The 22,374-nt window shown below is 66.3% G+C and carries 20 protein-coding genes; 12 read left to right on the plus strand and 8 right to left on the minus strand.

Features of this window, described 5'->3' with window-relative positions:
- Positions 1-6 precede the first annotated feature (6 nt).
- From recF to gyrB, 3 genes are all read left to right on the plus strand, one after another.
- The gene (recF, locus tag AB0T83_RS04200; protein ID WP_366191792.1) at positions 7-1,119 is read left to right on the plus strand and encodes a DNA replication/repair protein RecF; all 1,113 of its coding nucleotides are present in this window, start codon (positions 7-9) and stop codon (positions 1,117-1,119) included.
- 46 nt (positions 1,120-1,165) lie between these two features.
- A complete protein-coding gene (locus AB0T83_RS04205) occupies positions 1,166-1,786 on the plus strand; it encodes a LysE family translocator (protein ID WP_366191793.1) in 621 nt (206 codons plus the stop codon).
- A 79-nt stretch (positions 1,787-1,865) separates the two neighbouring features.
- Entirely contained in the window at positions 1,866-4,283 is a 2,418-nt protein-coding gene (gene gyrB / locus AB0T83_RS04210) for a DNA topoisomerase (ATP-hydrolyzing) subunit B (protein ID WP_366191794.1), read from the plus strand.
- Positions 4,284-4,387: 104 nt separating this feature from the next.
- Here the strand turns inward: gyrB and AB0T83_RS04215 are convergent, their stop codons facing one another.
- From AB0T83_RS04215 to AB0T83_RS04225, 3 genes are all read right to left on the minus strand, one after another.
- The gene (locus tag AB0T83_RS04215) at positions 4,388-6,610 is read right to left on the minus strand and encodes an NADP-dependent isocitrate dehydrogenase (protein WP_366191795.1); all 2,223 of its coding nucleotides are present in this window, start codon (positions 6,608-6,610) and stop codon (positions 4,388-4,390) included.
- Positions 6,611-6,872: 262 nt separating this feature from the next.
- Positions 6,873-8,666, minus strand: a complete 1,794-nt coding sequence (locus tag AB0T83_RS04220; protein ID WP_366191796.1) for an ABC transporter ATP-binding protein — start codon at positions 8,664-8,666, stop codon at positions 6,873-6,875.
- Positions 8,667-8,756: 90 nt separating this feature from the next.
- Positions 8,757-9,386, minus strand: coding sequence for a glutathione S-transferase family protein (locus tag AB0T83_RS04225; protein WP_366191797.1), 630 nt, complete (start codon positions 9,384-9,386; stop codon positions 8,757-8,759).
- A gap of 149 nt (positions 9,387-9,535) precedes the next feature.
- On the opposite strand from AB0T83_RS04225, the gene AB0T83_RS04230 reads away from it, so the two are divergent.
- Entirely contained in the window at positions 9,536-11,998 is a 2,463-nt protein-coding gene (locus tag AB0T83_RS04230) for a heavy metal translocating P-type ATPase (protein ID WP_366191798.1), read from the plus strand.
- Positions 11,995-12,393 (plus strand): Cu(I)-responsive transcriptional regulator, encoded by a 399-nt coding sequence (cueR, locus tag AB0T83_RS04235; RefSeq protein ID WP_366191799.1) that lies wholly within the window; start codon positions 11,995-11,997, stop codon positions 12,391-12,393. The genes AB0T83_RS04230 and cueR overlap by 4 nt, the downstream gene beginning before the upstream one ends.
- 61 nt (positions 12,394-12,454) lie before the next feature.
- On the opposite strand, the gene ald is transcribed toward cueR, so the two are convergent.
- Positions 12,455-13,573 (minus strand): alanine dehydrogenase, encoded by a 1,119-nt coding sequence (ald, locus tag AB0T83_RS04240; RefSeq protein ID WP_366191800.1) that lies wholly within the window; start codon positions 13,571-13,573, stop codon positions 12,455-12,457.
- A gap of 134 nt (positions 13,574-13,707) precedes the next feature.
- On the opposite strand from ald, the gene AB0T83_RS04245 reads away from it, so the two are divergent.
- Positions 13,708-14,172, plus strand: a complete 465-nt coding sequence (locus AB0T83_RS04245; RefSeq protein ID WP_366191801.1) for an Lrp/AsnC family transcriptional regulator — start codon at positions 13,708-13,710, stop codon at positions 14,170-14,172.
- Between the two features lie 24 nt (positions 14,173-14,196).
- Here the strand turns inward: AB0T83_RS04245 and AB0T83_RS04250 are convergent, their stop codons facing one another.
- Together AB0T83_RS04250 and rnhB are read right to left on the minus strand one after the other, a co-directional pair.
- Complete coding sequence (locus tag AB0T83_RS04250) at positions 14,197-15,300, minus strand: site-specific DNA-methyltransferase (protein WP_366191802.1); 1,104 nt, start codon at positions 15,298-15,300, stop codon at positions 14,197-14,199.
- Between the two features lie 107 nt (positions 15,301-15,407).
- Positions 15,408-16,046, minus strand: a complete 639-nt coding sequence (gene rnhB, locus AB0T83_RS04255; RefSeq protein WP_366191803.1) for a ribonuclease HII — start codon at positions 16,044-16,046, stop codon at positions 15,408-15,410.
- A 76-nt stretch (positions 16,047-16,122) separates the two neighbouring features.
- On the opposite strand from rnhB, the gene rlmJ reads away from it, so the two are divergent.
- Positions 16,123-16,899, plus strand: coding sequence for a 23S rRNA (adenine(2030)-N(6))-methyltransferase RlmJ (rlmJ, locus tag AB0T83_RS04260; RefSeq protein ID WP_366191804.1), 777 nt, complete (start codon positions 16,123-16,125; stop codon positions 16,897-16,899).
- A 62-nt stretch (positions 16,900-16,961) separates the two neighbouring features.
- On the opposite strand, the gene AB0T83_RS04265 is transcribed toward rlmJ, so the two are convergent.
- Positions 16,962-17,207 carry an accessory factor UbiK family protein gene (locus AB0T83_RS04265; protein ID WP_366191805.1) on the minus strand — a complete coding sequence of 82 codons (246 nt, stop codon included), beginning with the start codon at positions 17,205-17,207 and terminating at the stop codon, positions 16,962-16,964.
- 93 nt (positions 17,208-17,300) lie between these two features.
- Between AB0T83_RS04265 and lgt the strand changes: the two genes are divergently transcribed.
- The 3 genes from lgt to pgeF are packed head-to-tail and all read left to right on the plus strand — an operon-like array spanning position 17,301 to position 20,022.
- Complete coding sequence (gene lgt / locus AB0T83_RS04270; RefSeq protein WP_366191806.1) at positions 17,301-18,197, plus strand: prolipoprotein diacylglyceryl transferase; 897 nt, start codon at positions 17,301-17,303, stop codon at positions 18,195-18,197.
- Complete coding sequence (locus AB0T83_RS04275) at positions 18,194-19,267, plus strand: class I SAM-dependent methyltransferase (RefSeq protein ID WP_366191807.1); 1,074 nt, start codon at positions 18,194-18,196, stop codon at positions 19,265-19,267. The genes lgt and AB0T83_RS04275 overlap by 4 nt, the downstream gene beginning before the upstream one ends.
- A complete protein-coding gene (gene pgeF, locus AB0T83_RS04280) occupies positions 19,264-20,022 on the plus strand; it encodes a peptidoglycan editing factor PgeF (protein ID WP_366191808.1) in 759 nt (252 codons plus the stop codon). Before AB0T83_RS04275 ends, pgeF begins: the two co-directional genes overlap by 4 nt.
- Positions 20,023-20,303: 281 nt before the next feature.
- Here pgeF and AB0T83_RS04285 read toward each other — a convergent pair whose 3' ends face one another.
- On the minus strand, positions 20,304-20,804 hold the full coding sequence (locus tag AB0T83_RS04285; RefSeq protein ID WP_366191809.1) for an Lrp/AsnC family transcriptional regulator: 501 nt from the start codon (positions 20,802-20,804) through the stop codon (positions 20,304-20,306).
- Between the two features lie 185 nt (positions 20,805-20,989).
- Between AB0T83_RS04285 and trxB the strand changes: the two genes are divergently transcribed.
- A complete protein-coding gene (gene trxB / locus AB0T83_RS04290) occupies positions 20,990-21,934 on the plus strand; it encodes a thioredoxin-disulfide reductase (RefSeq protein ID WP_366191810.1) in 945 nt (314 codons plus the stop codon).
- Between the two features lie 122 nt (positions 21,935-22,056).
- Positions 22,057-22,350 (plus strand): hypothetical protein, encoded by a 294-nt coding sequence (locus AB0T83_RS04295; protein ID WP_366191811.1) that lies wholly within the window; start codon positions 22,057-22,059, stop codon positions 22,348-22,350.
- The last annotated feature ends 24 nt before the right edge of the window (positions 22,351-22,374 follow it).

Consider the following 22,374-nt stretch of genomic DNA (forward strand, 5'->3'; position numbering starts at 1 on the left):
GCCCGCATGACCCGTGCCGTCACCCACCTGACCCTGTCGCATTTCCGGTCGCACCTGCGCGCTTCGGTTCATGTGGACGCGCGGCCTGTGGCCCTGTTCGGCCCCAATGGCGCGGGCAAGACCAACCTTCTGGAAGCCATTTCCCTGCTGTCGCCGGGGCGCGGGCTGCGCCGGGCCACGGCGGCCGAACTGGTGCGCCGCCCCGAACAGCTGGGCTGGCGCGTCGGCGCGCTGATCGACCTGGGCGCGCAGAAGCACGAGATCGACATTCGCGCCGAGGCCGGGCAACCGCGCAGCACCCGTACCGACGGCAAACCCGCCGCCCAGACCGAATTGGGGCGGCTCGTCCCGATGCTCTGGCTGGTGCCCAGCATGGACCGGCTGTGGCTGGACGGCGCCGAGGGGCGGCGGCGGTTCCTGGATCGCATGACGCTCAGCTTCTTTCCCGATCATGCCCGCGCCGCGCTGGCCTATGACAAGGCCATGCGCGACCGCAACCGCCTGTTGAAGGATCAGGCCCGCGACGCACGCTGGTACGACGCGCTTGAGGCGCAGATGGCCGAGGCCGGGGCCCGCATGATCCAGAACCGGCAAGCGGCCCTGGGGCGGATCGCGGCGGCGCAGGAGGGCGCAGAAACCGCCTTTCCAACCTCAGATCTGGCGCTGCACTGGCCCGAGGAGGCCGATCCCGGCGACACCGAGGATGCATTGGCCGCCGCCATGGCCCGCAGCCGCGCCGCCGACCTGCGCGCCGGGCGCAGCCTGACCGGCCCGCATCGCGCCGACCTGCACGCCACCTTTCGCGCCAAGGGGGTCGAGGCCGCGCAATGCTCCACCGGAGAGCAGAAGGCGCTGCTGATCTCGCTGGTGCTGGCCAACGCCCGCGCGCTGCGCGACCGCGACGGCGCCGCCCCGGTGCTGCTGCTGGACGAGATCGCGGCGCATCTGGACGAAACCCGCCGCGCCGCCCTGTATGACGAGATCTGCGCCCTGGGCGCGCAGGCCTGGATGACCGCCACCGACGCCCATCTGTTCGACGCGCTGGGGCCGCGGGGCCAGCATCTGGCGGTGTCCGAGGACGCGGGTACCAGCCGGGTCGATCCGGTCCAGCCGCAATGACATCGCCCCCATTGTACGACGGGACCGGCCCGACTATCCCGTCCCGATGACCGCGTCCCTTTCCGATCTGGCGCTTTATGCCGCCGCCCTTCTGGCCCTGTTCCTGACCCCCGGCCCGGTCTGGCTGGCGCTGTCCGCACGCGCCCTGTCCGGCGGGTTTCCGGCCGCCTGGCCATTGGCCCTGGGGGTTGTCGTGGGTGACGCGCTGTGGCCGTTTCTGGCCATTCTGGGGGTCAGCTGGATCGCCCAGGAATTCGCGGGCTTCATGACGGTGCTGCGCTTTGTCGGGGTGGCGGTCTTCTGGATCATGGGGGTCAACCTGATCCGTCATGCCGACCGCAACCTGTCCGCCGACAGCCGCCTGACCCGCCCCGGCCTGTTGGCCGGGTTTCTGGCCGGGCTGGCGGTCATCCTCGGCAACCCCAAGGCGATCCTGTTCTACATGGGCATCCTGCCGGGCTTCTTCGATCTGACCCGGCTGAGCGGCGCCGACATCGCCGCCATCGTGGGCCTGTCGATGGCGGTTCCGCTGATCGGCAACCTGGTCCTCGCCGCCTTCATCGACCGGATCCGGCGGGTGCTGACCTCGCCCAAGGCACTGCGCCGGACCAACCTTGTGGCCGGCGGGCTGATGATCGCCGTCGGCTGCCTCATCCCCTTTACATAGCGCGTAAATTTGCGGCCTTGCCCGTGACAATCCCGGCCCGTCCGCCTATAAGATGACAACGATATGAAGGGCAGCACGCATGGTCGAAACCAAACAATCCCCTGAAGAATACGGCGCGGATTCCATCAAGGTTCTCAAGGGCCTGGAAGCTGTCCGCAAACGTCCGGGGATGTACATCGGCGACACCGACGATGGCTCGGGCCTGCACCACATGGTCTATGAGGTCGTGGACAACGGCATTGACGAGGCGCTGGCCAAACATGCCGACCGCGTGACCGTCACGATCCACGCCGACAACAGCGTCTCGGTCAGCGACAACGGCCGCGGCATCCCCGTCGGCATCCACGAGGAAGAGGGCGTCTCGGCGGCCGAGGTCATCATGACCCAGTTGCACGCAGGCGGGAAATTCGACCAGAATTCCTACAAGGTGTCGGGCGGGTTGCACGGCGTCGGCGTGTCGGTGGTGAACGCCCTGTCCGACTGGCTGGAACTGCGCGTCTGGCGCGAGGGCAAGGAACATGTTGCCCGCTTCGAACACGGCGAAACGGTCGAGCATCTGAAGGTCGTGGGCGAGGCCGGCGACCGCACCGGCACCGAGGTCCGCTTCATGGCCTCGACCAACACGTTCTCGAACCTGGAGTACAGCTTCAAGACGCTGGAAAACCGCCTGCGCGAACTGGCCTTCCTGAACTCGGGCGTGCGCATCGAGTTGCGCGACGAACGACCCGCCGAGCCGCTGGTGGCGGAAATGCACTATGACGGCGGCGTCATGGAATTCGTCCGCTACCTGGACCGCTCCAAGACCCCGCTGATGGAAGAACCGATCTTCATTACCGGCGAGAAGGACGGCATCAGCATCGAAGTCGCCATGTGGTGGAACGACAGCTACAACGAGATGGTGCTGCCGTTCACCAACAACATCCCCCAGCGCGACGGCGGCACCCATCTGGCGGGCTTCCGGGGGGCGCTGACGCGGACCCTGAACCTCTATGCCAACTCCAGCGGCATCGCCAAGCGAGAGAAGATCAACTTCACCGGCGACGATGCCCGCGAGGGGCTGACCTGCGTACTGTCGGTGAAAGTGCCCGATCCGAAATTCTCAAGCCAGACCAAGGACAAGCTGGTCAGCTCGGAAGTGCGCCCGGCGGTGGAAAGCCTGGTGAACGAGAAACTGGGCGAATGGTTTGACGAAAACCCGGTGGTGGCCAGAACCGTCGCCACCAAGATCATCGAAGCCGCGCTGGCCCGCGAAGCCGCCCGCCGGGCGCGGGAACTGACGCGGAAGAAATCGTCGCTGGACATCGCCTCGCTGCCCGGCAAGCTGGCCGATTGTCAGGCGCGCGAACCCCACGCCCGCGAATTGTTCCTGGTCGAGGGTGACTCTGCCGGCGGATCGGCCAAACAGGGTCGGGCGCGGGCCAATCAGGCGGTGCTGCCCCTGCGCGGCAAGATCCTGAACGTGGAACGCGCGCGCTTTGACCGGATGCTGTCCAGCCAGGAGATCGGCACGCTGATCACCGCCCTTGGCACCGGCATCGGGCGCGATGAATTCGACATCGACAAGCTGCGCTATCACAAGATCATCATCATGACCGACGCGGACGTGGACGGCGCCCACATCCGCACCCTGCTGCTGACCTTCTTTTTCCGGCAGATGCCCCAGATCATCGAGGGCGGATACCTCTACATTGCGCAGCCGCCGCTGTTCAAGGTGTCGCGCGGGAAGTCCGAACGCTACCTGAAGGATCAGGCCGAACTGGACAATTACCTGATCGAGATGGGCATCGACGGGGCCATGCTGCGGCTTGGCTCGGGCGAGGAAATCGTCGGGCAGGATCTGCTGCGCGTGGTGGAAGAGGCCCGCAAGACCCGCCGGGTACTGGGCGCCTTCCCGACGCTCTATCCGCAACACATCCTTGAGCAAGCGGCCATAGCCGGGGCCTTCCTGCCAGGTGCGGTGGATGCCGACATTCAGGGCACCGCCAATACGGTGGCGCAGCGGCTGGATCTGATCTCGCTGGAATACGAACGCGGCTGGGTCGGACGGCCGACGCAGGATCGCGGCTTGCGCCTGGTGCGTGCCGTACGCGGCGTCGACGAGGTGCGCACGCTGGACGGCCATGTCCTGCGCTCGGGCGAGGCGCGCCGTCTGGGCGGCCTCACCGAGGCCCTGCAAGAGGTCTATGGCCAGCCTGCCACCCTGTACCGCCGCGACAAGGCGACCGAAATCTACGGCCCGCTGGACCTGCTGAAAGCAATCCTGGTCGAAGGCGAGAAGGGGCTGACCCTGCAACGCTACAAGGGATTGGGCGAGATGAACCCAAGTCAGCTGTGGGAAACCACGCTGGACCCGGAATACCGCACCCTGTTGCAGGTCAAGATCGAAGATGTGGCCGAAGCCGACGATATCTTCACCAAGCTGATGGGCGATGTGGTCGAACCGCGCCGCGAGTTCATCCAGGCCAACGCGCTGAGCGTCGCCAACCTGGATTTCTGAGCCGCAGACTGCGGGGACACCCCCCGACGCACCCTGGCACCGAACACGAAAAAGGGCCGCTGCAATCTCTTGCAGCGGCCCGGTTCTTTTTCACCTGCAGGCGCTTAGCCGAAGATGGCGTTCAGCGTGGCGCTGGGGCGCATCACGGCTGCGGTCTTGGCCGGGTCGGTCTTGTAGTAGCCGCCCAGATCCGCCGGCGCCCCCTGCGCTGCCGCCAGTTCGGCCAGGATGGCCGCTTCCTTCTCGGCCAGGTCCTTGGCGATGGGCGCGAAATGCGCCGCCAGTTCGGCATCCTCGGTCTGCGCGGCCAGGGCTTCGGCCCAGTAGCGGGCAAACCAGTAGTGGCTGTCGCGGTTATCGGGCTCTCCGACCTTGCGCGAGGGCGAGCGGTTGTCGTCAAGGATCCCCTGCGTCGCCGCTTCGGCCGCCTTGCCCAGAACACCGGCCTTGGCGTTGCCCTTGCTGTCGGCCAGGAAGTTCAGGCTTTCGCCAAGCGCGCAGAATTCGCCCATGGAATCCCACCGCAGGTGGTTTTCTTCCATCAGCTGCTGCACGTGCTTGGGGGCCGAACCGCCCGCGCCGGTTTCGAACAGCCCGCCGCCGTTCATCAGCTTGACGATGGACAGCATCTTGGCCGAGGTGCCCAGTTCGAGGATCGGGAACAGGTCGGTCAGATAGTCCCGCAGCACGTTGCCGGTGATGGCGATGCTGTCCTTGCCCGCGGTGATGGTTTCCAGCGATTGCCGGGTCGCTTCGCGCGGCGCCATGATCAGGAACTTGTCCGCCACGCCGGCGGCGTCCAGCGCCGGGGTCACGTATTTGATCAGCTCGGCGTCATGGGCGCGATTCGCGTCCAGCCAGAAGATCGCTTCCGAGCCGGTCAGGCGCTGACGGTCCAGCGCCAGCTGGATCCAGTTCTCGATCGGGGCCTGTTTGACGGTGCAGGACCGCCAGATGTCACCAGCCTCCACGTCGTGGCTGTGCAGCGTCTCGCCATTGGCCAGAACGATGCGGATGGTGCCATCGGCGGGCGCCTCGAAGGTGGTCGGATGGCTGCCGTATTCCTCGGCCTTCTGGGCCATCAGGCCAACGTTGGCCACGGACCCGGCCTTGGTGACGTCCAGCGCGCCGTTCTCTTTGAAGAACTTGATGCTTTCGTCATAGACCGTGGAATAGCAGCGGTCGGGGATGACGCAATTGGTGTCGCCCTTGTTGCCCGCCGCATCCCAGCCCTTGCCACCAGCCCGGATCACCGCTGGCATCGAGGCGTCGATGATCACATCGGACGGCACATGCAGGTTGGTGATGCCCTTGTCGCTGTCCACCATGTACATGGCGGGGCGTTCGGCGGTCAGGGCGTCGATCTCGGCCTGGATCTCGGCGGCGTTCGGCAGGGTGGCGATACGGGCCAGAACGTCGCCCATGCCCGAGTTCGGGTTGACCCCTGCGGCCTCGAGCGCGCTGCCGTATTTGGCGAAGATCGGCGCCAGCCACGCCTTGACTGCATGGCCGAAGATGATCGGGTCCGAGACCTTCATCATCGTCGCCTTCATGTGCAGCGAGAACATGGTGCCGTCGGCCTTGGTGTCCTCGATCGCGGCGCCAAGGAAATCTGCCAGCGCCTTGACCGACAGGAAGGTCGCATCGGCGACGGTACCTTCGTCCAGCGTCCAGCCATCCTTCAGAACCGTAACCGCGCCATCGGTGCCGACGAATTCGATCCGGGCGTCGCCCGCCTGTTGGGCGGTGATGGTGGCCGATTTCTCGTTGGCGTAGAAGTCGTTGCCCGGCATCGACGAGACCTTGGTCTTGCTGTCTGGCGACCATTTCCCCATCGAATGCGGATTGTTCTGGGCAAAGTTCTTCACCGCCCTGGCGGCGCGGCGGTCCGAGTTGCCTTCGCGCAGCACCGGGTTCACGGCCGAGCCCTTGATGGCGTCGTAACGCGCCTTGATGTCTTGCTCTTCGTCAGTCGCGGGATCGTTCGGGTAGGACGGGATGTCGTAGCCCTTGGCCTGAAGCTCGGCGATGGCGGCGTTCAGCTGCGGCATCGAGGCCGAGATGTTGGGCAGCTTGATGACATTGGCGTCCGGGGTCTTCACCAGCTGGCCCAGTTCGGCCAGATCGTCGGACACGCGCTGCGCGTCGGTCAGACGCTCGGGGAAGGTCGCCAGAATGCGGCCCGCGACCGAAATATCCTTGGTGCCCACCGACACGCCGGCGGCGCTGGTGAACGACCGGATGATCGGAAGGAACGAGGCGCTCGCCAGTTCCGGCGCTTCGTCTACAATGGTATACACAATGTCCGGGGTCGTGGTGTCCGCCATGAGAATTGCCCTTTTTCGTTCTGGTGCGATGATGATCCGCCGGGGCCGCAACCGGCCGCAGCTTTGGCCTTGCGGACGATTCCGGCAGCGGAACCGAGCGGTGGCCCATGAATGGCTACCAGCCGATTAAATCACGCGGCCCGGCAAATCAATTCGTCAGATGCCGCAGGGGTGACGACATGTTGCCACGCTTTGCGGAATATGTTGGCGAAAGCTGCACGATGGTGGCGCAAACGCGGCGATTGCGCCCCGTTTCAGGCTGTTAGCGGTAGCCTTCCTTCTGGGTGGTGTACATGCCGGCGTACAGCCCCCCCAGCGCCAGAAGCTCGGCATGGGTTCCGGTTTCGACCACCCGTCCCTGATCCAGCACATAGATCTTGTCGGCATCGATGACCGACGACAGCCGATGCGCGACGATGATCGTGGTCTTGCCCTCGGACAGGCGGTTCAGCGCGCCCTTGATCCGCTCCTCGGTGCGCTGGTCCAGCGCCGAGGTGGCCTCGTCCAGCAGCAGGATCGGGGCCGAGCGCAGGAAGGCGCGGGCAATGGCGATCCGCTGTTTCTGGCCGCCCGACAGCTGCGCCCCCTTGGGGCCCAGCGGCGTGTTGCCCCGGTCGCGGATCAGCCCGGCAATCTCGGCGGCTTCGGCGGCGGCCCAGATTTCTTCGTCAGTGGACTGCGGCCGCACGTATTTGATGTTTTCCCAGATCGAGGCGTTGAAGATCACGATGTCCTGCGCCACCACCGAGAACGACTTGCGCAGGGTGGCGATGCGGATGTCGCGCACATTGTGATCGCCGATCATCACCGCGCCGCCCTGGATGTCGTAAAGCCGTCCCAGCAGGCTCAGCACCGTGGTCTTTCCCGATCCGGTGGCGCCGACAATGGCCGTCCGCTTGCCGCCGTCGAAGGTCAGGTCCAGATCCTTGAACAGCGGCTGGTCGGCGGAATAGCCGAAGGTCACCTTCTCAAGCCGGATGTCCGCGGCGGCGTCGAAATCGTCGGTGGCATCGGGAACGTCCACGATGCTGGGCTCCTGCCGCATGATCGAATGGACCGAATCCAGCTGCACCAGCTGCTGTTGCAACTGGGTAAAGAACTTGGCCAGCGCCCGCAGCGGGTCGAAGACCATGACCAGCCCCAGCATGAAGGTGATGATGGCGGCGCCGTCGATGTCGTGATGCGGGCTGATGGCCATGTAGCCGCCAAAGCCGATGACCATGGCATAGGCGAAGGCCGAGGCGAAATCGATGGCCGGCAGCACGATCGCCTGCGCCGCCTGCACCCGCACCTGCAGGCTGCGAATCTTCTCGTTGGTGGCCTGAAGCCGGGCTTCCTCGAACTCTTCCTGGTTCGAGATCTTGACCGTGCGCATCCCGTTCACGGTCTCTTCCAGGGTGTTCATATAGGCGCCAAGCGCGGCTTCCGCCGTGCGCTGCACATGCTTGATCCGGCGCGACACGAATTGCAGCGTGAACAGGATCACCGGCGCGATGATCAGCGCGGTCAGGAACAGCAGCGGCGCCTTGTAGATCAGGTAGCCCGACACGATGATCACCATCACCGCATCGCGCACCGCGTTGATCGTCACTTGCCCCACGAATCGCGACAGTTGCTGCGCCTGCGTCACCACCCGCAGGATGATGTCGGCAGGGCTTGAGCGTTCGAAATACGACAGGTCCAGCACCAGCAGCTTTTCGATCAGGTCGCGGCGCAATTCCATCACCGCACCCGAGGCCAGCCAGGTCGAGGTGCGCGGCACCACGTAAGACGTGATCCCCCGCACGAAGAACAGCGCGAAGACCAGCCCGCAGACCTTGTACAGGTCGCGCACCGCGCCCTGGTCAAAGATGACCCGCAGGCCGCTTTCCGTCAGGCGCAGGAACTGCTGATAGACCAGCCCCTGCACCAGGATCAGCCCCAGCACGAGGAGCAGCCAGACCGTCCGCTTCTTCAGATACGCGTTCCAGAACCACGCGATGTTCTCGCGATCCTGCGCGGTGAAGAACGGCTTGCCGTCCGACTCGCTGGATTTGCCAAAGATGCGCAGCTTCATGTGCCTTCTCTTTCACCACCGGCGCGTCTTGTCGAGTGTCGGCGCATCCCCGCCGGCCCGGTCGTGGTCGCGGTGCATCAGGTGCGGGGGTCAGATCCGGGGCAGCGCATCGCCGTCATCGGGAACGATATAGCCCCGCTGCACCGGCGGGCGATCCTGCATCACCCGGTACCAGCGCGCGACATTGGGATAGCTGGCCAGGTCGATCTCTTGCCGGGGATGGCGCGCGGCCCAGGGAAAGATGGCCATGTCGGCGATGGAATAGTCGCCCGAAACCCAGTCGCCCAGCGCCAACTGCCGGTCCAGCACGGCGTACAGACGCTTGGCCTCCCTGGCATAGCGCTCCTCGGCATATTCGGACTTGCCGCGCTTTGGGTAGAGGAAATGATGCGATTGCCCCAGCATCGGGCCAAAGCCGCCCATCTGCCACATCAGCCATTGCATCACCTGCGCCCGCGCCAGCGGGTCCTTGGGCAGGAACCGGCCGTGTTTTTCGGCGAGATAGACCATGATGGCCCCCGATTCCATCAGCGACAGGCCGGTGTCGCGGTCGTAGATCGCGGGGATCTTGTTGTTGGGGCTGACCTTTAGGAACGCCGGGTCATGCTGTTCCCCGGTTTCGATGTTGACGGAGTGCACCTCGTAGGGCACGCCCAGTTCTTCCAGAAGGATGGAGACCTTGCGTCCGTTCGGGGTGCTCCAAGTATACAGATCGATCATTTCGCAGTCCTGTGTGGTCGGTTCGCAGCAACCTAGGGTCGCGCGCCCGGCCCGGCAACCGGATGCGTCACGCTGCCCGACAGGCGGGGCTTGACCTTCCAGTGACTGGAAGGACTATCTGGGGCGGGAAGATCAGACCGGAGTGCCCGATGCCCACCACCACATTTACTTTCCCCGTCACCGGCCTGACCTGCGCCGGCTGCGTGCGCCGGGCCGAAACCGCCATGGCGGCGATAGACGGGGTCTCACGGGCCGAGATCAACTTCGCCACCCGCACCGCGCAAGTGGACACCGGGCGCGCGGATGCAGCCACGGACCTTCTGGCGGCACTGGACACCGCCGGATACCCCGCACGGCCGCGCCAGTTGCGGCTGGAGGTGTCAGGCATGCACTGCGGCTCCTGCGTCGGCCGGGTCGAGAACATCCTGCTGGCCGTCCCCGGCGTGACTGAAGCGCGGGTGAACCTGGCCAGCGGCAGCGCCGATGTGGTGACCCTGTCCGGAGAGCAGGGTGATGCGGCCCTGATCGCGGCGGTGGCCGAGGCCGGATTCGACGCCCATCTGCCCGGTGCGGACCGCAACCGCGCCGCCCAGGCCGCCGCCGAACAGGCCGAGGCCGCCGCCCTGCTGCGCGATACGCTGATCGCGGGCGCGCTGACCCTGCCGGTGCTGCTGGTGGAAATGGGCGGCCACGCGATCCCGGCGTTGCATCACTGGCTGGTTGGTACCCTCGGCACCCAGCCGCTGTGGATCGCGCAGTTCCTGCTGATCTCGCTGGTGCTGGCGGGACCGGGGCGCAGCTTTTTTACCCGTGGCCTGCCCGCGCTGACCAGGGGCGTGCCGGATATGAACGCGCTGGTGGCCCTGGGCACGCTCGCGGCCTGGGGCTATTCCACCGTCGCCACCTTCGCCCCCGGCCTGCTGCCGCCCGAAGCGCGCCATGTCTATTTCGAATCCGCCGGCGTCATCGTCACCCTGATCCTGCTGGGCCGCTGGCTGGAAGCCCGCGCCAAGGGCCGCACCGGCGATGCGGTGCGCAAGCTGGTGGGCCTTGCTCCCGACACGGCGCAGGTGGAAGACGGGGACACGGTGGTCGAACGGCCCCTGTTGGCCCTGCGCGTCGGCGATGTACTGCGCATCGCGCCGGGCGCGCGTATCCCCGCCGACGGCACCGTGCTGACCGGCGCCTCGCATGTGGACGAAAGCATGATCACCGGCGAACCGGTGCCGGTGGAAAAGACCCCCGGTGCTGCGTTGACCGGCGGCACCGTCAACGGCAGCGGCCCCTTGCGCATGGCGGCCACCGGCGTCGGCGCCGACACCACGCTGGCCCGCATCATCCGCATGGTCGAGGACGCGCAGGGCACCCGCCTGCCGATCCAGAGCCTGGTGAACCGCGTCACCCTGTGGTTCGTGCCGGTGGTGATCGGGCTGGCGACCCTGACCACGCTCAGCTGGCTCATCTTCGGACCCTCCCCCGCCATTTCCTATGCGTTGATCGCCGGGATCTCGGTGCTGGTCATCGCCTGCCCCTGCGCCATGGGGCTGGCAACGCCGACCTCGATCATGGTGGGCACAGGCCGCGCGGCGGAGCTGGGCATCCTGTTCCGCAAGGGCGACGCCCTGCAAAAACTGCAATCGGTGCGTGTGGTGGCTTTCGACAAGACCGGCACGCTGACCGAGGGCCGCCCGCAACTGACCGGGCTGGAGGCCAATGGTATGGACGCCGACGCGGCGCTGCGTCTGGCCGCCAGTGTCGAGGCCCTGTCCGAACACCCGCTGGCCCATGCCATCCTGACCGCCGCCGAGGCCAAGGGCCTGACCCCGGCCCCTGTCACCGAGGCCGAGGTGATCCCCGGCCATGGCATCGCGGCCACCTGCGACGGCCAGCGCGTGGCGCTTGGCAATGCCCGGATGATGGCGCGCGACGGCGTGGATCTTGCCCCGCTGACCGCCACCGCCACCGCATGGGCTGATGAAGGACGCAGCGTGCTGTATCTTGCCGTCGACGGGCAGGCCGCCACGGTCATGGCGGTGTCGGACCCGGTCAAGGCGGATGCCGCCGGGGCGGTGCAACGCCTGCAGGCCCAAGGGCTGCATGTGGCCATGCTGACCGGCGACAGCCGCGCCGCCGCACAGGCCATCGGCACCGAGATCGGCGTGGACGAGGTGCTGGCCGAGCTTCTGCCCGAGGACAAGACCGCCGCCATCGACCGCCTGCGGGCGCGCGGTCCGGTCGCCTTCGTCGGCGACGGCATCAACGACGCCCCGGCGCTGGCGGCGGCGGATGTGGGTCTGGCCATCGGCACCGGCACCGACATCGCCGTTGAAACCGCCGATGTGGTGCTGACCGCAGGCCGCCCCGGCACCGTCGCCACGGCGCTGGACCTCAGCCACCGCACCCTGCGCAACATCCGGCAGAACCTGGCCTGGGCCTTTGGCTACAACGTGCTGCTGATCCCGGTGGCGGCGGGGCTGCTGTACCCGGTCAACGGCACGCTGCTGTCGCCGGCGCTGGCGGCGGGGGCCATGGCGGCCTCCAGCGTCTTTGTGGTCACCAATGCCCTGCGCCTGCGTCGGGCCGGAACCGCCCCGAAGGAGCACACCGCATGAACATCGGCGACGCGGCCAAGGCCTCGGGCCTGCCCAGCAAGACCATCCGCTATTACGAGGACATCGGCCTGCTGGTACCGCCGCGCACCGCCAACGGCTACCGCGACTTTGGCCCGCGCGAGATCAACATCCTGACCTTTCTGGCCCGCGCGCGCGCGCTGGGGTTCACCATCGAGGAATGCCGCGCCCTGCTGGCGCTGTGGCAGGACACCGACCGGTCCAGCGCCGATGTGCGCCGGATCGCCCAGACCCACCTGGAGGAGATCGACCGCAAGATCGCCGACCTGCGCGACATGCGCGCCACGCTGGCCCACCTCGTGCACTGCTGCGCCGGCGATGACCGGCCCGATTGCCCGATCCTCGACAGCCTTGCCCGTGGCGACCCCGCCGGCTGACCTCCGACAGAAAAGGGCCGCCCGATCGCCCGGACGGCCCCCAAAATGAATGCGAGGTGGCTCAGGCCGCCAGCGCGGTGGCCAGCGGCACGGCCTCATAGCCCAGATCGTCGGCCACCGCCTTGTAGGTGATCTGCCCGTTCCAGACGTTCAGCCCGTTGGCCAGATGCGGATCGGCCGCCAGCGCCGCGCGCCAGCCCTTGTCGGCAATGCGCAGCGCATGGGGCAGCGTCACGTTGTTGAGCGCATAGGTCGAGGTCCGCGCCACGCCGCCGGGCATGTTGGCCACGCAGTAATGCACCACATCGTCCACCACGTAGGTCGGATCGGCATGGGTGGTGGCCCGTGACGTTTCGAAACAGCCGCCCTGGTCGATGGCCACATCCACGACAACGGCGCCCTTCTTCATGGTCGCCAGATGCGCGCGCCGCACCAGTTTCGGCGCCGCAGCACCCGGCACCAGAACCGCGCCGATGACCAGATCGGCCTCGGCCACGCATTCCTCAAGGTTGGCCTTGTTGGAAAACCGGGTCTTGGCGCGTGCTTCAAAGAACATGCCCAGCCGTTCCAGCGCCTCGGGGCTGCGGTCCAAGATGGTCACATCGGCGCCCAGCCCCACGGCCATCTGCGCCGCGTTGAAACCGACCACGCCGCCGCCGATGACGCAGACCTTGCCCGGCGCCACGCCCGGCACGCCGCCCAGCAGTACGCCGCGCCCGCCCTGCGCCTTTTCCAGGGTCGAGGCCCCGGCCTGGATCGACATCCGTCCGGCCACCTGGCTCATGGGTTTCAGCAGCGGCAGCCCGCCGCGCGCATCCGTCACGGTTTCATAGGCGATGCAGACGGCGCCCGAATTCACCAGATCGCGGGTCTGTTCGGGGTCCGGGGCCAGATGCAGATAGGTGTAAAGGATCTGGTTCTCGCGCAGCATGGCGCGTTCGGCCGCTTGCGGTTCCTTGACCTTCACGATCATCTCGGCACGAGCGAAAACCTCTTCGGCGCTGTCCACCACCTGCGCGCCGGCGGCGGCATAGGCATCATCTTCCGCACCGATGCCCAATCCCGCGCCGGTTTCCACCAGAACGCTGTGCCCGTGCGACACCATCTCGGCTGCACTTTCGGGCGTCATCCCGACACGATATTCATGATTCTTGATTTCTTTGGGTGTGCCGACGATCATCGCATGTCCTCCCGTGATCTGCATGGGGGAGGATATGGACCGAAATTGGAAGTATTTGTTCCGAATATTTCATGTGCTTTGACCAATGTTATGGATGAAATGCAGCAAAACAGACTTTGGACAGGAAAAATTTCATGGACATCTTTGATCGCCGAATCCTGCGCGCCCTGCAGAAGGATTCCCAACGTCCCATCGCCGAACTGGCGCGCGACATCGGGCTGTCGACCTCGGCCTGCCACCGGCGGATCAAGCTGCTGGAGGAAAACGGCCTGATCCGTGGCTATGCCGCCCAGATCGACCGCACCGCGCTGGGGCTGAAGCTGCAGGTCTTCGTCGAGATCACGCTCAGTTCCCAGGCCCGCGAGGTGCTGGAGGCCTTCGAGACCGCCGTCACCCGTTTCGACGACATCCTGGAATGTCACCTGACCTCTGGCCATGCGGATTACATCCTGCGCGTGGTGGCGCGGGACATGAACGACTATGCCGACATTCATCGCGAATGCCTGTCGCGGCTGCCGAACGTGGCCTCGATGCAGACGATCTTTACGCTGCGCCCGGTGCAGCAGTGGCGCGGCTATCCGATCCGGGACGCGGACTGAGCGCCACGCCCCGAGTGTTTCGGACTACAGTTCCGACCGGATCTGCTGGCGCAGATAGTCGATGGGCACCGGCTTGCCCTCGCGCCTGAAGGTCCAATAGGTCCAGCCGTTGCAACTGGGCGCCCCTTCCAGCGCCGCGCCGACCTGATGGATCGACCCGTGATGATCGCCGCGCGCGTTCGACGCCGCCAGCGTGCCATCGGCGCGCACCTTGGCCACATCGCCGCGCGGGGAATACAGCTTCTCCCCCGGTCGCAGCATGCCGCGTTCGACCAATTGCCCGAAGGGCACGCGGGGTTGCGACCGCTTGGGCTGCGTCACCTGCAGGTCGGCCTCGTCCAGCTTGCGCACCCGTGCCAGCCGCGCCCTGGCGACCTCGATATAGGCATCCTCGCGCTCGATCCCGATGAAGTTCCGGCCCAGCATCTTGGCCACCGCGCCGGTGGTGCCGGTGCCAAAGAACGGGTCCAGCACCACGTCGCCGGGCTTGGTTGTGCCGATCAGCACCCGGTGCAGCAGAGACTCGGGCTTTTGCGTCGGATGCGCCTTGGCGCCCTTGGCATCCTTCAGACGCTCGTGCCCGGTGCAGATCGGCAGCACCCAGTCCGAGCGCATCTGCACATCCTCGTTCAGCGCCTTCAGCGCCTCGTAGTTGAAGGTGTATTTCGCCTTCTCGCTTTTCGACGCCCAGATCATCGTCTCATGCGCGTTGGTCAGCCGCTTGCCGCGGAAATTCGGCATCGGGTTCGACTTGCGCCAGATCACGTCGTTAAGAATCCAGTATCCCGCGTCCTGCAACGCCGCCCCGACCCGGAAGATGTTGTGATACGAACCGATCACCCAGATCGCGCCGTCGGGCTTCAGCACCCGCCGCGCCGCCTTCAGCCATTCGCGGGTGAACTTGTCGTAGACCGCAAAACTGGAAAACTGGTCCCAGGCATCATCCACCGCATCGACCTTGGAATTGTCGGGCCGGTGCAGGTCGCCCTTGAGCTGCAGGTTGTACGGGGGATCCGCGAATATCAGGTCCACCGAGCCCTCGGGCAGCGCGTTCATCTGCGCAATGCAGTCGCCCTGAAGGATCGTGTTCAGCGGCAGCTTGGCTGCCTGTGTCGAAGTCTTTCTCATGGTCTGCCTCTCGTGGCGGCCTGTTTTTTACGCCGCGTTTTGCAGACAAAATGAGTCAAACCCGATTCGAGGTCAATTTCTTTTTTTGAATCAGAGGGTTAGCATATTTACCCACACAACATCTTGTGGACGGGAGCGAAGGAACGTCTATGGTGCGGGGTCACCCCCAAATCTAGCAGGGCGCGTTTGTGGGCCGGGGTCGGGTAACCGGCGTTGGTTTCCCATCCGTAACCGGGAAACTGCTGCGCCAGCTCTCCCATGATCCGGTCGCGCGCCACCTTGGCGATGATCGACGCCGCCGCGATGGACAGGCTGCGCGCATCACCCTTGACCACCGCCTGATGCCGCTGGTTCAGCCCGCGCGGCATGTGCACCCCGTCGATCAGCAGGTGATCGGGCGCCGTGCGCAACCCGGCCACGGCGCGGCGCATGGCCAGATGTGCTGCGTGCAGGATGTTGATGTCCTCGATCTCCTCCACCGTGGCCTCGCCCACCGACCAGTCGGCACTGGCCTTGATCAGCTCTTCCAGCGCCAGCCGCCGCTTCACGCTCAGCTTCTTGGAATCGTTCAGCCCGTCGGGAATGTTGCCCGGGTCCAGCACCACGGCGGCGGCCAGCACCGGACCGGCCAGCGGCCCGCGCCCGACCTCGTCCACCCCGGCGATGCGGGTGGCGCCCAGCATCCGGGCTGCGGTTTCGAACCGGAAATCGGGTTTCGGGGGCAGGTCTATCTGTCGGCGCGCCATGGCGTCGATCTAGCCCTGAAACCGCCCCCCCGGCAAGCCATGTGGCGCAGGCGTGGCGGCGGTGTTATGGGGCGGCATGCTTTCGTATCAGCACATCTATCACGCCGGCAATGCGGCGGACGTTCACAAGCACGCGCTGCTGGCGCTGGCGCTGGACTATCTGACCCGCAAGCCCAAGCCGCTGACCTATCTGGAAACCCATGCGGGCCGGGCGCTCTATGACCTGTCGGCCCCCGAGGCGGAGAAAACCGGCGAGGCTACGGCAGGCATCGGGCGGATGGAACGCTGGTTCGCCGCCGATCATCCCTATGCCCGCTGCCTTGCCGCTGCACGCGAACGCGCCGGGGCGGCGGCCTATCCCGGCTCGCCGCTGATCGCATCGACCCTGCTGCGCCCCGAGGATCGTCTGGTTCTGGCCGAGTTGCACCCGCGCGAGGTGTCGGCCCTGCGCTATGCCCTGCCCGCCGCCGAGGTGCTGCAGAAGGACGGGCCAGAGCTGGCCCTGTCGCTGACGCCGCCGACCCCGCGCCGGGGGCTGCTGCTGGTCGATCCCTCCTACGAGGTGAAGACCGAGTTCGAGACCATCCCGACCCTGCTGTCCCGCATCCGCCGCAAATGGCCGGTGGGGGTGCTGATGCTGTGGTATCCGATCCTGGCCTCGGGGGCCGAGCGACCGCTGGTGGCCCGGCTGAAACCCCTGTCCGACGACAAATCGGTGCTCAACGAGGTGCGCTTCCCGCCCGCGCGCCCCGGTCACGGCATGATCGGCAGCGGGCTGTGGGTCGCCAATGCGCCCTGGGGATTTGCCGAAGCGGCGCAGGATCTGGCCAAGCGCTTTGCCACCCTGGCCTGACCCCCCCACGAAAAACCCCGCCACGGGGGCGGGGTTGAAACGTCACGGCCTGGACCGGGCGCTCAGCCCTTGTCGGCCTCCAGCGCCTCCAGCCGGGCCTTCAGCGCCTCGTTTTCCTCGCGGGCCTTCTGGGCCATGGCGCGGACGGCGTCGAATTCCTCACGGGTGACGAAATCGCGGTCGGCCAGCCAGCGGTCCATCAAGCCCTTCAGCGCGGTTTCCGCCTCATCCTTGGCACCCTGCGCGACGCCGAGAGCGTTGGTGAAAAGTTGCGACATGTCGTCGAGAATGCGGTTCTGGCTCTGCATCTGAGGCTCCGTTCCTGTGTCCTCTCACATATGGGCCGCGGCTGCCGTCAGCGCAAGGTTGACTTCCCCCGGCGCGGCTTGCCAATTGCCGCCATGACATTTGCCCTGCCTTTTCCGCCGCTGTCGCCCGAGGTGTTCTCGATCTCGCTGGGCGGCTTCCAATTCGCCCTGCGCTGGTATGCGCTGGCCTATATCGTGGGGCTTCTGGCCGGGTTGTGGCTGATCCGCCGCGCGCTGGCCCGGCCCGCGCTGTGGAAAGACAACACCCCGCCGATGACCGCCGCGCAGGCCGAGGCGCTGCTGACCTGGGTCATCATCGGCGTGGTGGTTGGCGGGCGGCTGGGCTTTGCGCTGTTCTACCAGCCGGCGCATTTCCTGGCCCATCCCGGCGACATCGTGAAGATCTGGCAGGGCGGCATGGCCTTTCACGGCGGGCTTTTGGGCGTGGTGGTGGCGGCGGCACTGTTCTGCTGGCGGCAGCGGCTGACCCCGGCCAGCGTGGCCGATGCCATGGCGCTGGCCACCCCGCCGGGGTTGCTGCTGGGGCGTCTGGCCAATTTCATCAACGCCGAGCTTTGGGGTCGTCCGACCACCGCGCCCTGGGGGGTGCTCTTCCCCGGCCCGGCGGCGCAGACCTGCCCGCCGGACTGGACAGGCCCCTGCGCCCGCCATCCCTCGCAACTGTACGAGGCGGGGCTGGAAGGGCTGCTGCTGGGCGCGCTGCTGCTGGTGCTGGCGTTTTCGCGCGGGGCGCTGAAAATCCCGGGCCGTGTCACCGGCGTATTCTTCCTGGGCTACGGGCTGGCGCGCTTCACCGTCGAGTTCTTCCGCCAGCCCGACGCTCAATTCATCACGCCGGGCAACCCGCTGGGCCATGTGCTGCGGCTGGGAGAGGCCGGGCTGACCATGGGCCAGCTTCTGTCGCTGCCGATGATCGCGCTGGGGCTGGGTGTCCTGCTGATGGCGAACCACGCGCAGGCCCGCGCGTGAGCCCGCTTCTGGCCCAGATCACCGCCCGGATTGCCGCCGACGGCCCGCTCTCGGTGGCCGATTTCATGGCCGAGGCGCTGATGAACCCGGCGCACGGCTATTACGCCACCCGCGACCCCTTCGGTACCGCAGGCGATTTCATCACCGCGCCCGAGATCAGCCAGATGTTCGGCGAATTGGTCGGCCTTGCCCTCGCGCAATGCTGGCTGGATCAGGGCGCACCCGCCCCCTTCGCGCTGGTCGAACTGGGGCCGGGGCGCGGCACGCTGATGGCCGATCTGCTGCGCGCCACCCGCACCGTGCCGGGGTTCCACGATGCCGCCCGCCTGCATCTGGTCGAAACCTCGGCCACCCTGCGCGGCATCCAGGGCAAAACCCTGCAGCCGCATCACCCGGTCTGGCTGGACCGGGCCGAGGATCTGCCCGATCTGCCCTGTTTCGCCGTGGCCAATGAATTCTTCGACGCCCTGCCGATCCGGCAATTCCAGCGCACGGCGGACGGCTGGCAGGAACGGCGCATCGGCCTGCGCGACGGTGCGCTGACCTTCGGGCTGGCCCCGGCCACGCCGCTGCCGGCATTGGCGCACCGTCTGGCCGACACCGGCCCCGGCGATCTGGTCGAGATCTGCCCCGCTGCCCCCGGCATCGTCACCGCCCTTGGCCAGCGCATCGCCGCCCACGGCGGCGCCGCGCTGATGATCGATTATGGCGACTGGCGCTCGCGCGGGGACACGCTGCAAGCCCTGCGCGCGCACCAGCCGGTGGATCCGCTGGCCGATCCGGGGCAAGCCGATCTGACCGCGCATGTGGATTTCGAAGCCCTCGCCCGCGCCGCGCAATCCGTGCCCGGTGTGACCCACAGCCCGATGGTCGCGCAGGGCGTGTTTCTGGAACGCCTCGGCATCACGCACCGCGCGCAATCGCTGGCCGCCAAGCTGCGCGGTGCACCGCTGGACCAGCACATCGCCGCACATCGGCGCTTGACCCACCCCGAGGAAATGGGATCACTGTTCAAATGCCTCGCCATGATGCCGTCCCACGCGGCGACGTTTCCGGGACTGACGACATGACACTTGAAATACTCACCTCGGATGCGCTCACCCCCGTCAGACACGGTTTTTTCACCCGCCGGGGCGGCGCCTCCAGCGGCGTGTTCAACGGGCTGAACTGCGGCCTGGGCTCGTCGGATCAGGCCGACGCGGTGGACATCAACCGTGCCCGCGTCGCCCGCGCCATGGACGCCCAGCCCGGCGCCATGTGGCGCGTGCACCAGATCCATTCCGCCAATGTGGTGGTCGCCGAAGGCGATCCCCCCGCCCGCGCCGAGGCCGCCGATGCCATCGTCACCCGCGAACCGGGGCAGGTGCTGTCGATTCTCACCGCCGATTGCGCGCCGGTGCTGTTCTGGGATCCCGATGCCGGCGTGATCGGCGCGGCCCATGCGGGCTGGCGTGGCGCTTTGGCAGGCATTCTTGAAGCAACGCTGGACGCGATGGCGACCCTTGGCGCCCAACCCACCAACACCATCGCCGTGATCGGCCCCACGATCAGCCAGCGCGCCTATGAGGTCGGCCCGGAATTCCTGGACGATTTCATCGACGAAGACACGGAAAACACGCGGTTTTTCGCCAATGGCGAGGGCGACCGCTATATGTTCGACCTGCCCGCCTATGAATTGCATCGCCTGCGCCGCGCCGGGGTGGCCCAGGCCGAATGGATCAGGCACTGCACCTATTCCGACCCGCGCCGCTTCTTCTCGTACAGACGAAGTGTGCACGAAAAGCAGGCAGACTACGGCAGATTGATCTCAACGATCAGGCTTTAGGGTATTCCCCACCCAAGTTTCTTGCCGCATTGCAGAAACCGTCTGGAAACTGTTACATCGCCGCTATACGAAAGCATAGTGTGTTAGCGAGTGTCTTTTTACACCGGTTCCGTGACGAGTATGTGTGTCCCGCGTTCCAGTTCGGTCAGTTCGACCCGTAGGTATTTCAAGTGTGTCTCGCCAGTGTTTTGGCACGGCCCGTCCAACCCCGGTTGGGCGGGCCCCGTTCTTTCAGACGCAGGGCTTGCCGACAGGGTGCGCCGACCAAGGCGCCAGCCCGGTCAGGCGGATTGGCTCAACCGGTGTTCCAGCACTTCGAAGGGCACGCCGGGTTCTTCCTTGGCGGCCCGGATCACCAGCGATGTCTTGACGCTGGCCACATTGTCGGCGGCGGTCAGTTCGCCGGTCAGGAACGACTGGAAGGTGCTCAGGTCAGGCGCCACGCATTTCAGGATGAAATCGACCTCACCGTTCAGCATGTGGCACTCGCGCACCAGCGGCCAGGACCGGCATTTCTGCTCGAAGGCCGACAGGTCGGATTCGGCCTGCGATTTCAAACCGACCATGGCAAAGACCTGCACTTCGAAGCCCAATTCGCGGCCATCCACCTGGGCGTGATAGCCCCGGATGAACCCGGCTTCTTCCAGCGTGCGCATCCGGCGCAGGCAGGGCGGGGCCGAAATGCCGACGCGCTTGGCCAATTCGACATTGGTCATGCGTCCGTCCGCTTGCAGTTCGGCAAGGATCTTGCGATCGATCGGGTCAAGTTTCGAAGCGGACATCAGATACTCCCTGGTTGCCCGGAACTTAGAGCCTTGGGAATACGGGCGCAATAATATTTCGCCAAACTTCGGCCAGATTTCAGGAAACTTTAAAAATTCCGGCAGCCAAAGCCGCGGCTTGTTGGGGGTTCCTTCGGCCCGCCGCCCCAACTATATGCTGCCGGGCAGCAAAGCGGAGACAGGGCATGGCCGACACCAAACACAGCAGGGTTCTCATCATCGGGTCCGGGCCTGCGGGCTATACGGCGGCGGTTTATGCGTCGCGCGCGATGCTGGAACCGGTGCTGGTCCAGGGCATCCAGCCCGGCGGTCAGCTGACCATCACCACCGACGTGGAAAACTGGCCGGGCGATTCCACGATCCAGGGCCCCGACCTGATGGTGAAGATGGAAGCCCACGCCCGCGACACCGGGACCGAGATCGTGGCGGACATCATCACTTCGGTCGATCTGTCCAAACGCCCCTTCACCGCGCAGGGCGACAGCGGCACCACCTATACTGCCGACGCGCTGATCCTTGCCACCGGGGCGCAGGCCAAATGGCTGGGCCTGCCGTCCGAGCAGAAATTCCAGGGCTTCGGCGTCTCGGCCTGCGCCACCTGTGACGGCTTCTTCTATCGCGGGCAGGAGGTCGTCGTCGTCGGCGGCGGCAACACCGCCGTGGAAGAGGCGCTGTTCCTGACCAATTTCGCCTCGAAGGTCACGCTGATCCACCGCCGCGACAGCCTGCGCGCCGAGAAGATCCTGCAGGACCGGCTGTTCAAGAACGACAAGGTCGAGATCCTCTGGGATCACGGCATCGAGGAAGTCGTCGGCACCAAGGATCCGCTGGGCGTCGAAGCGGTGCGCGCCAAACACGTCAAGACCGGCGAGATCACCGAGGTGCCCTGCAAGGGCTTCTTCGTGGCAATCGGTCACGCCCCGGCGTCAGAACTGGTCAAGGATCAGTTGGATACCCATATGGGAGGCTATGTGGTCACCCAGCCCGACAGCACCGCCACGTCGATCCCCGGCGTGTTTGCGGCGGGCGATCTGACCGATCACATCTATCGCCAGGCGGTTACCAGCGCCGGCATGGGCTGCATGGCCGCGCTGGAGGCCGAGCGTTTCCTTGCCGAGGCCGACGGCTGAACCGGGCGAGTGCTTGACGCGGACACGCGGCCGGAGTCGGTTGGACCCGCCCGCCACCAACGAGGCTAGCCCGAACCGACATGCGGTCTATCAACGCTCATAAGGCTCGTCCCCCGGCACGCGTGCGTGGCAGGGCGCTGCTGTCGGCGCTGTGCCTGACGCTGGGCCTTGCCGGACCGGCGCGCGCCGCCTCCATCGTGCCGTCCGAATCCTTCTGCCTGCACGGCTGCGACCTGCCCCCGATCGAGGAGCTGGATCGCGGCGGCGAGATCCCCCTGACCATCGACGACAACCCGCTCAGGCTGATCGCCCCGTTTCAAGACTATATCGGCGAGATCGAGGGCGACGGTCCGAAGGTGGACAGCGACAGCGAATGGCGCAGCCCGCGAAACACCGGGCCACGCCTGCAGAACTGATTTACAGGGAGGGGCGGTCGCGCC

This window comes from Meridianimarinicoccus marinus (assembly GCF_040689105.1).
Taxonomy (GTDB): Bacteria; Pseudomonadota; Alphaproteobacteria; order Rhodobacterales; family Rhodobacteraceae; genus Meridianimarinicoccus; species Meridianimarinicoccus marinus.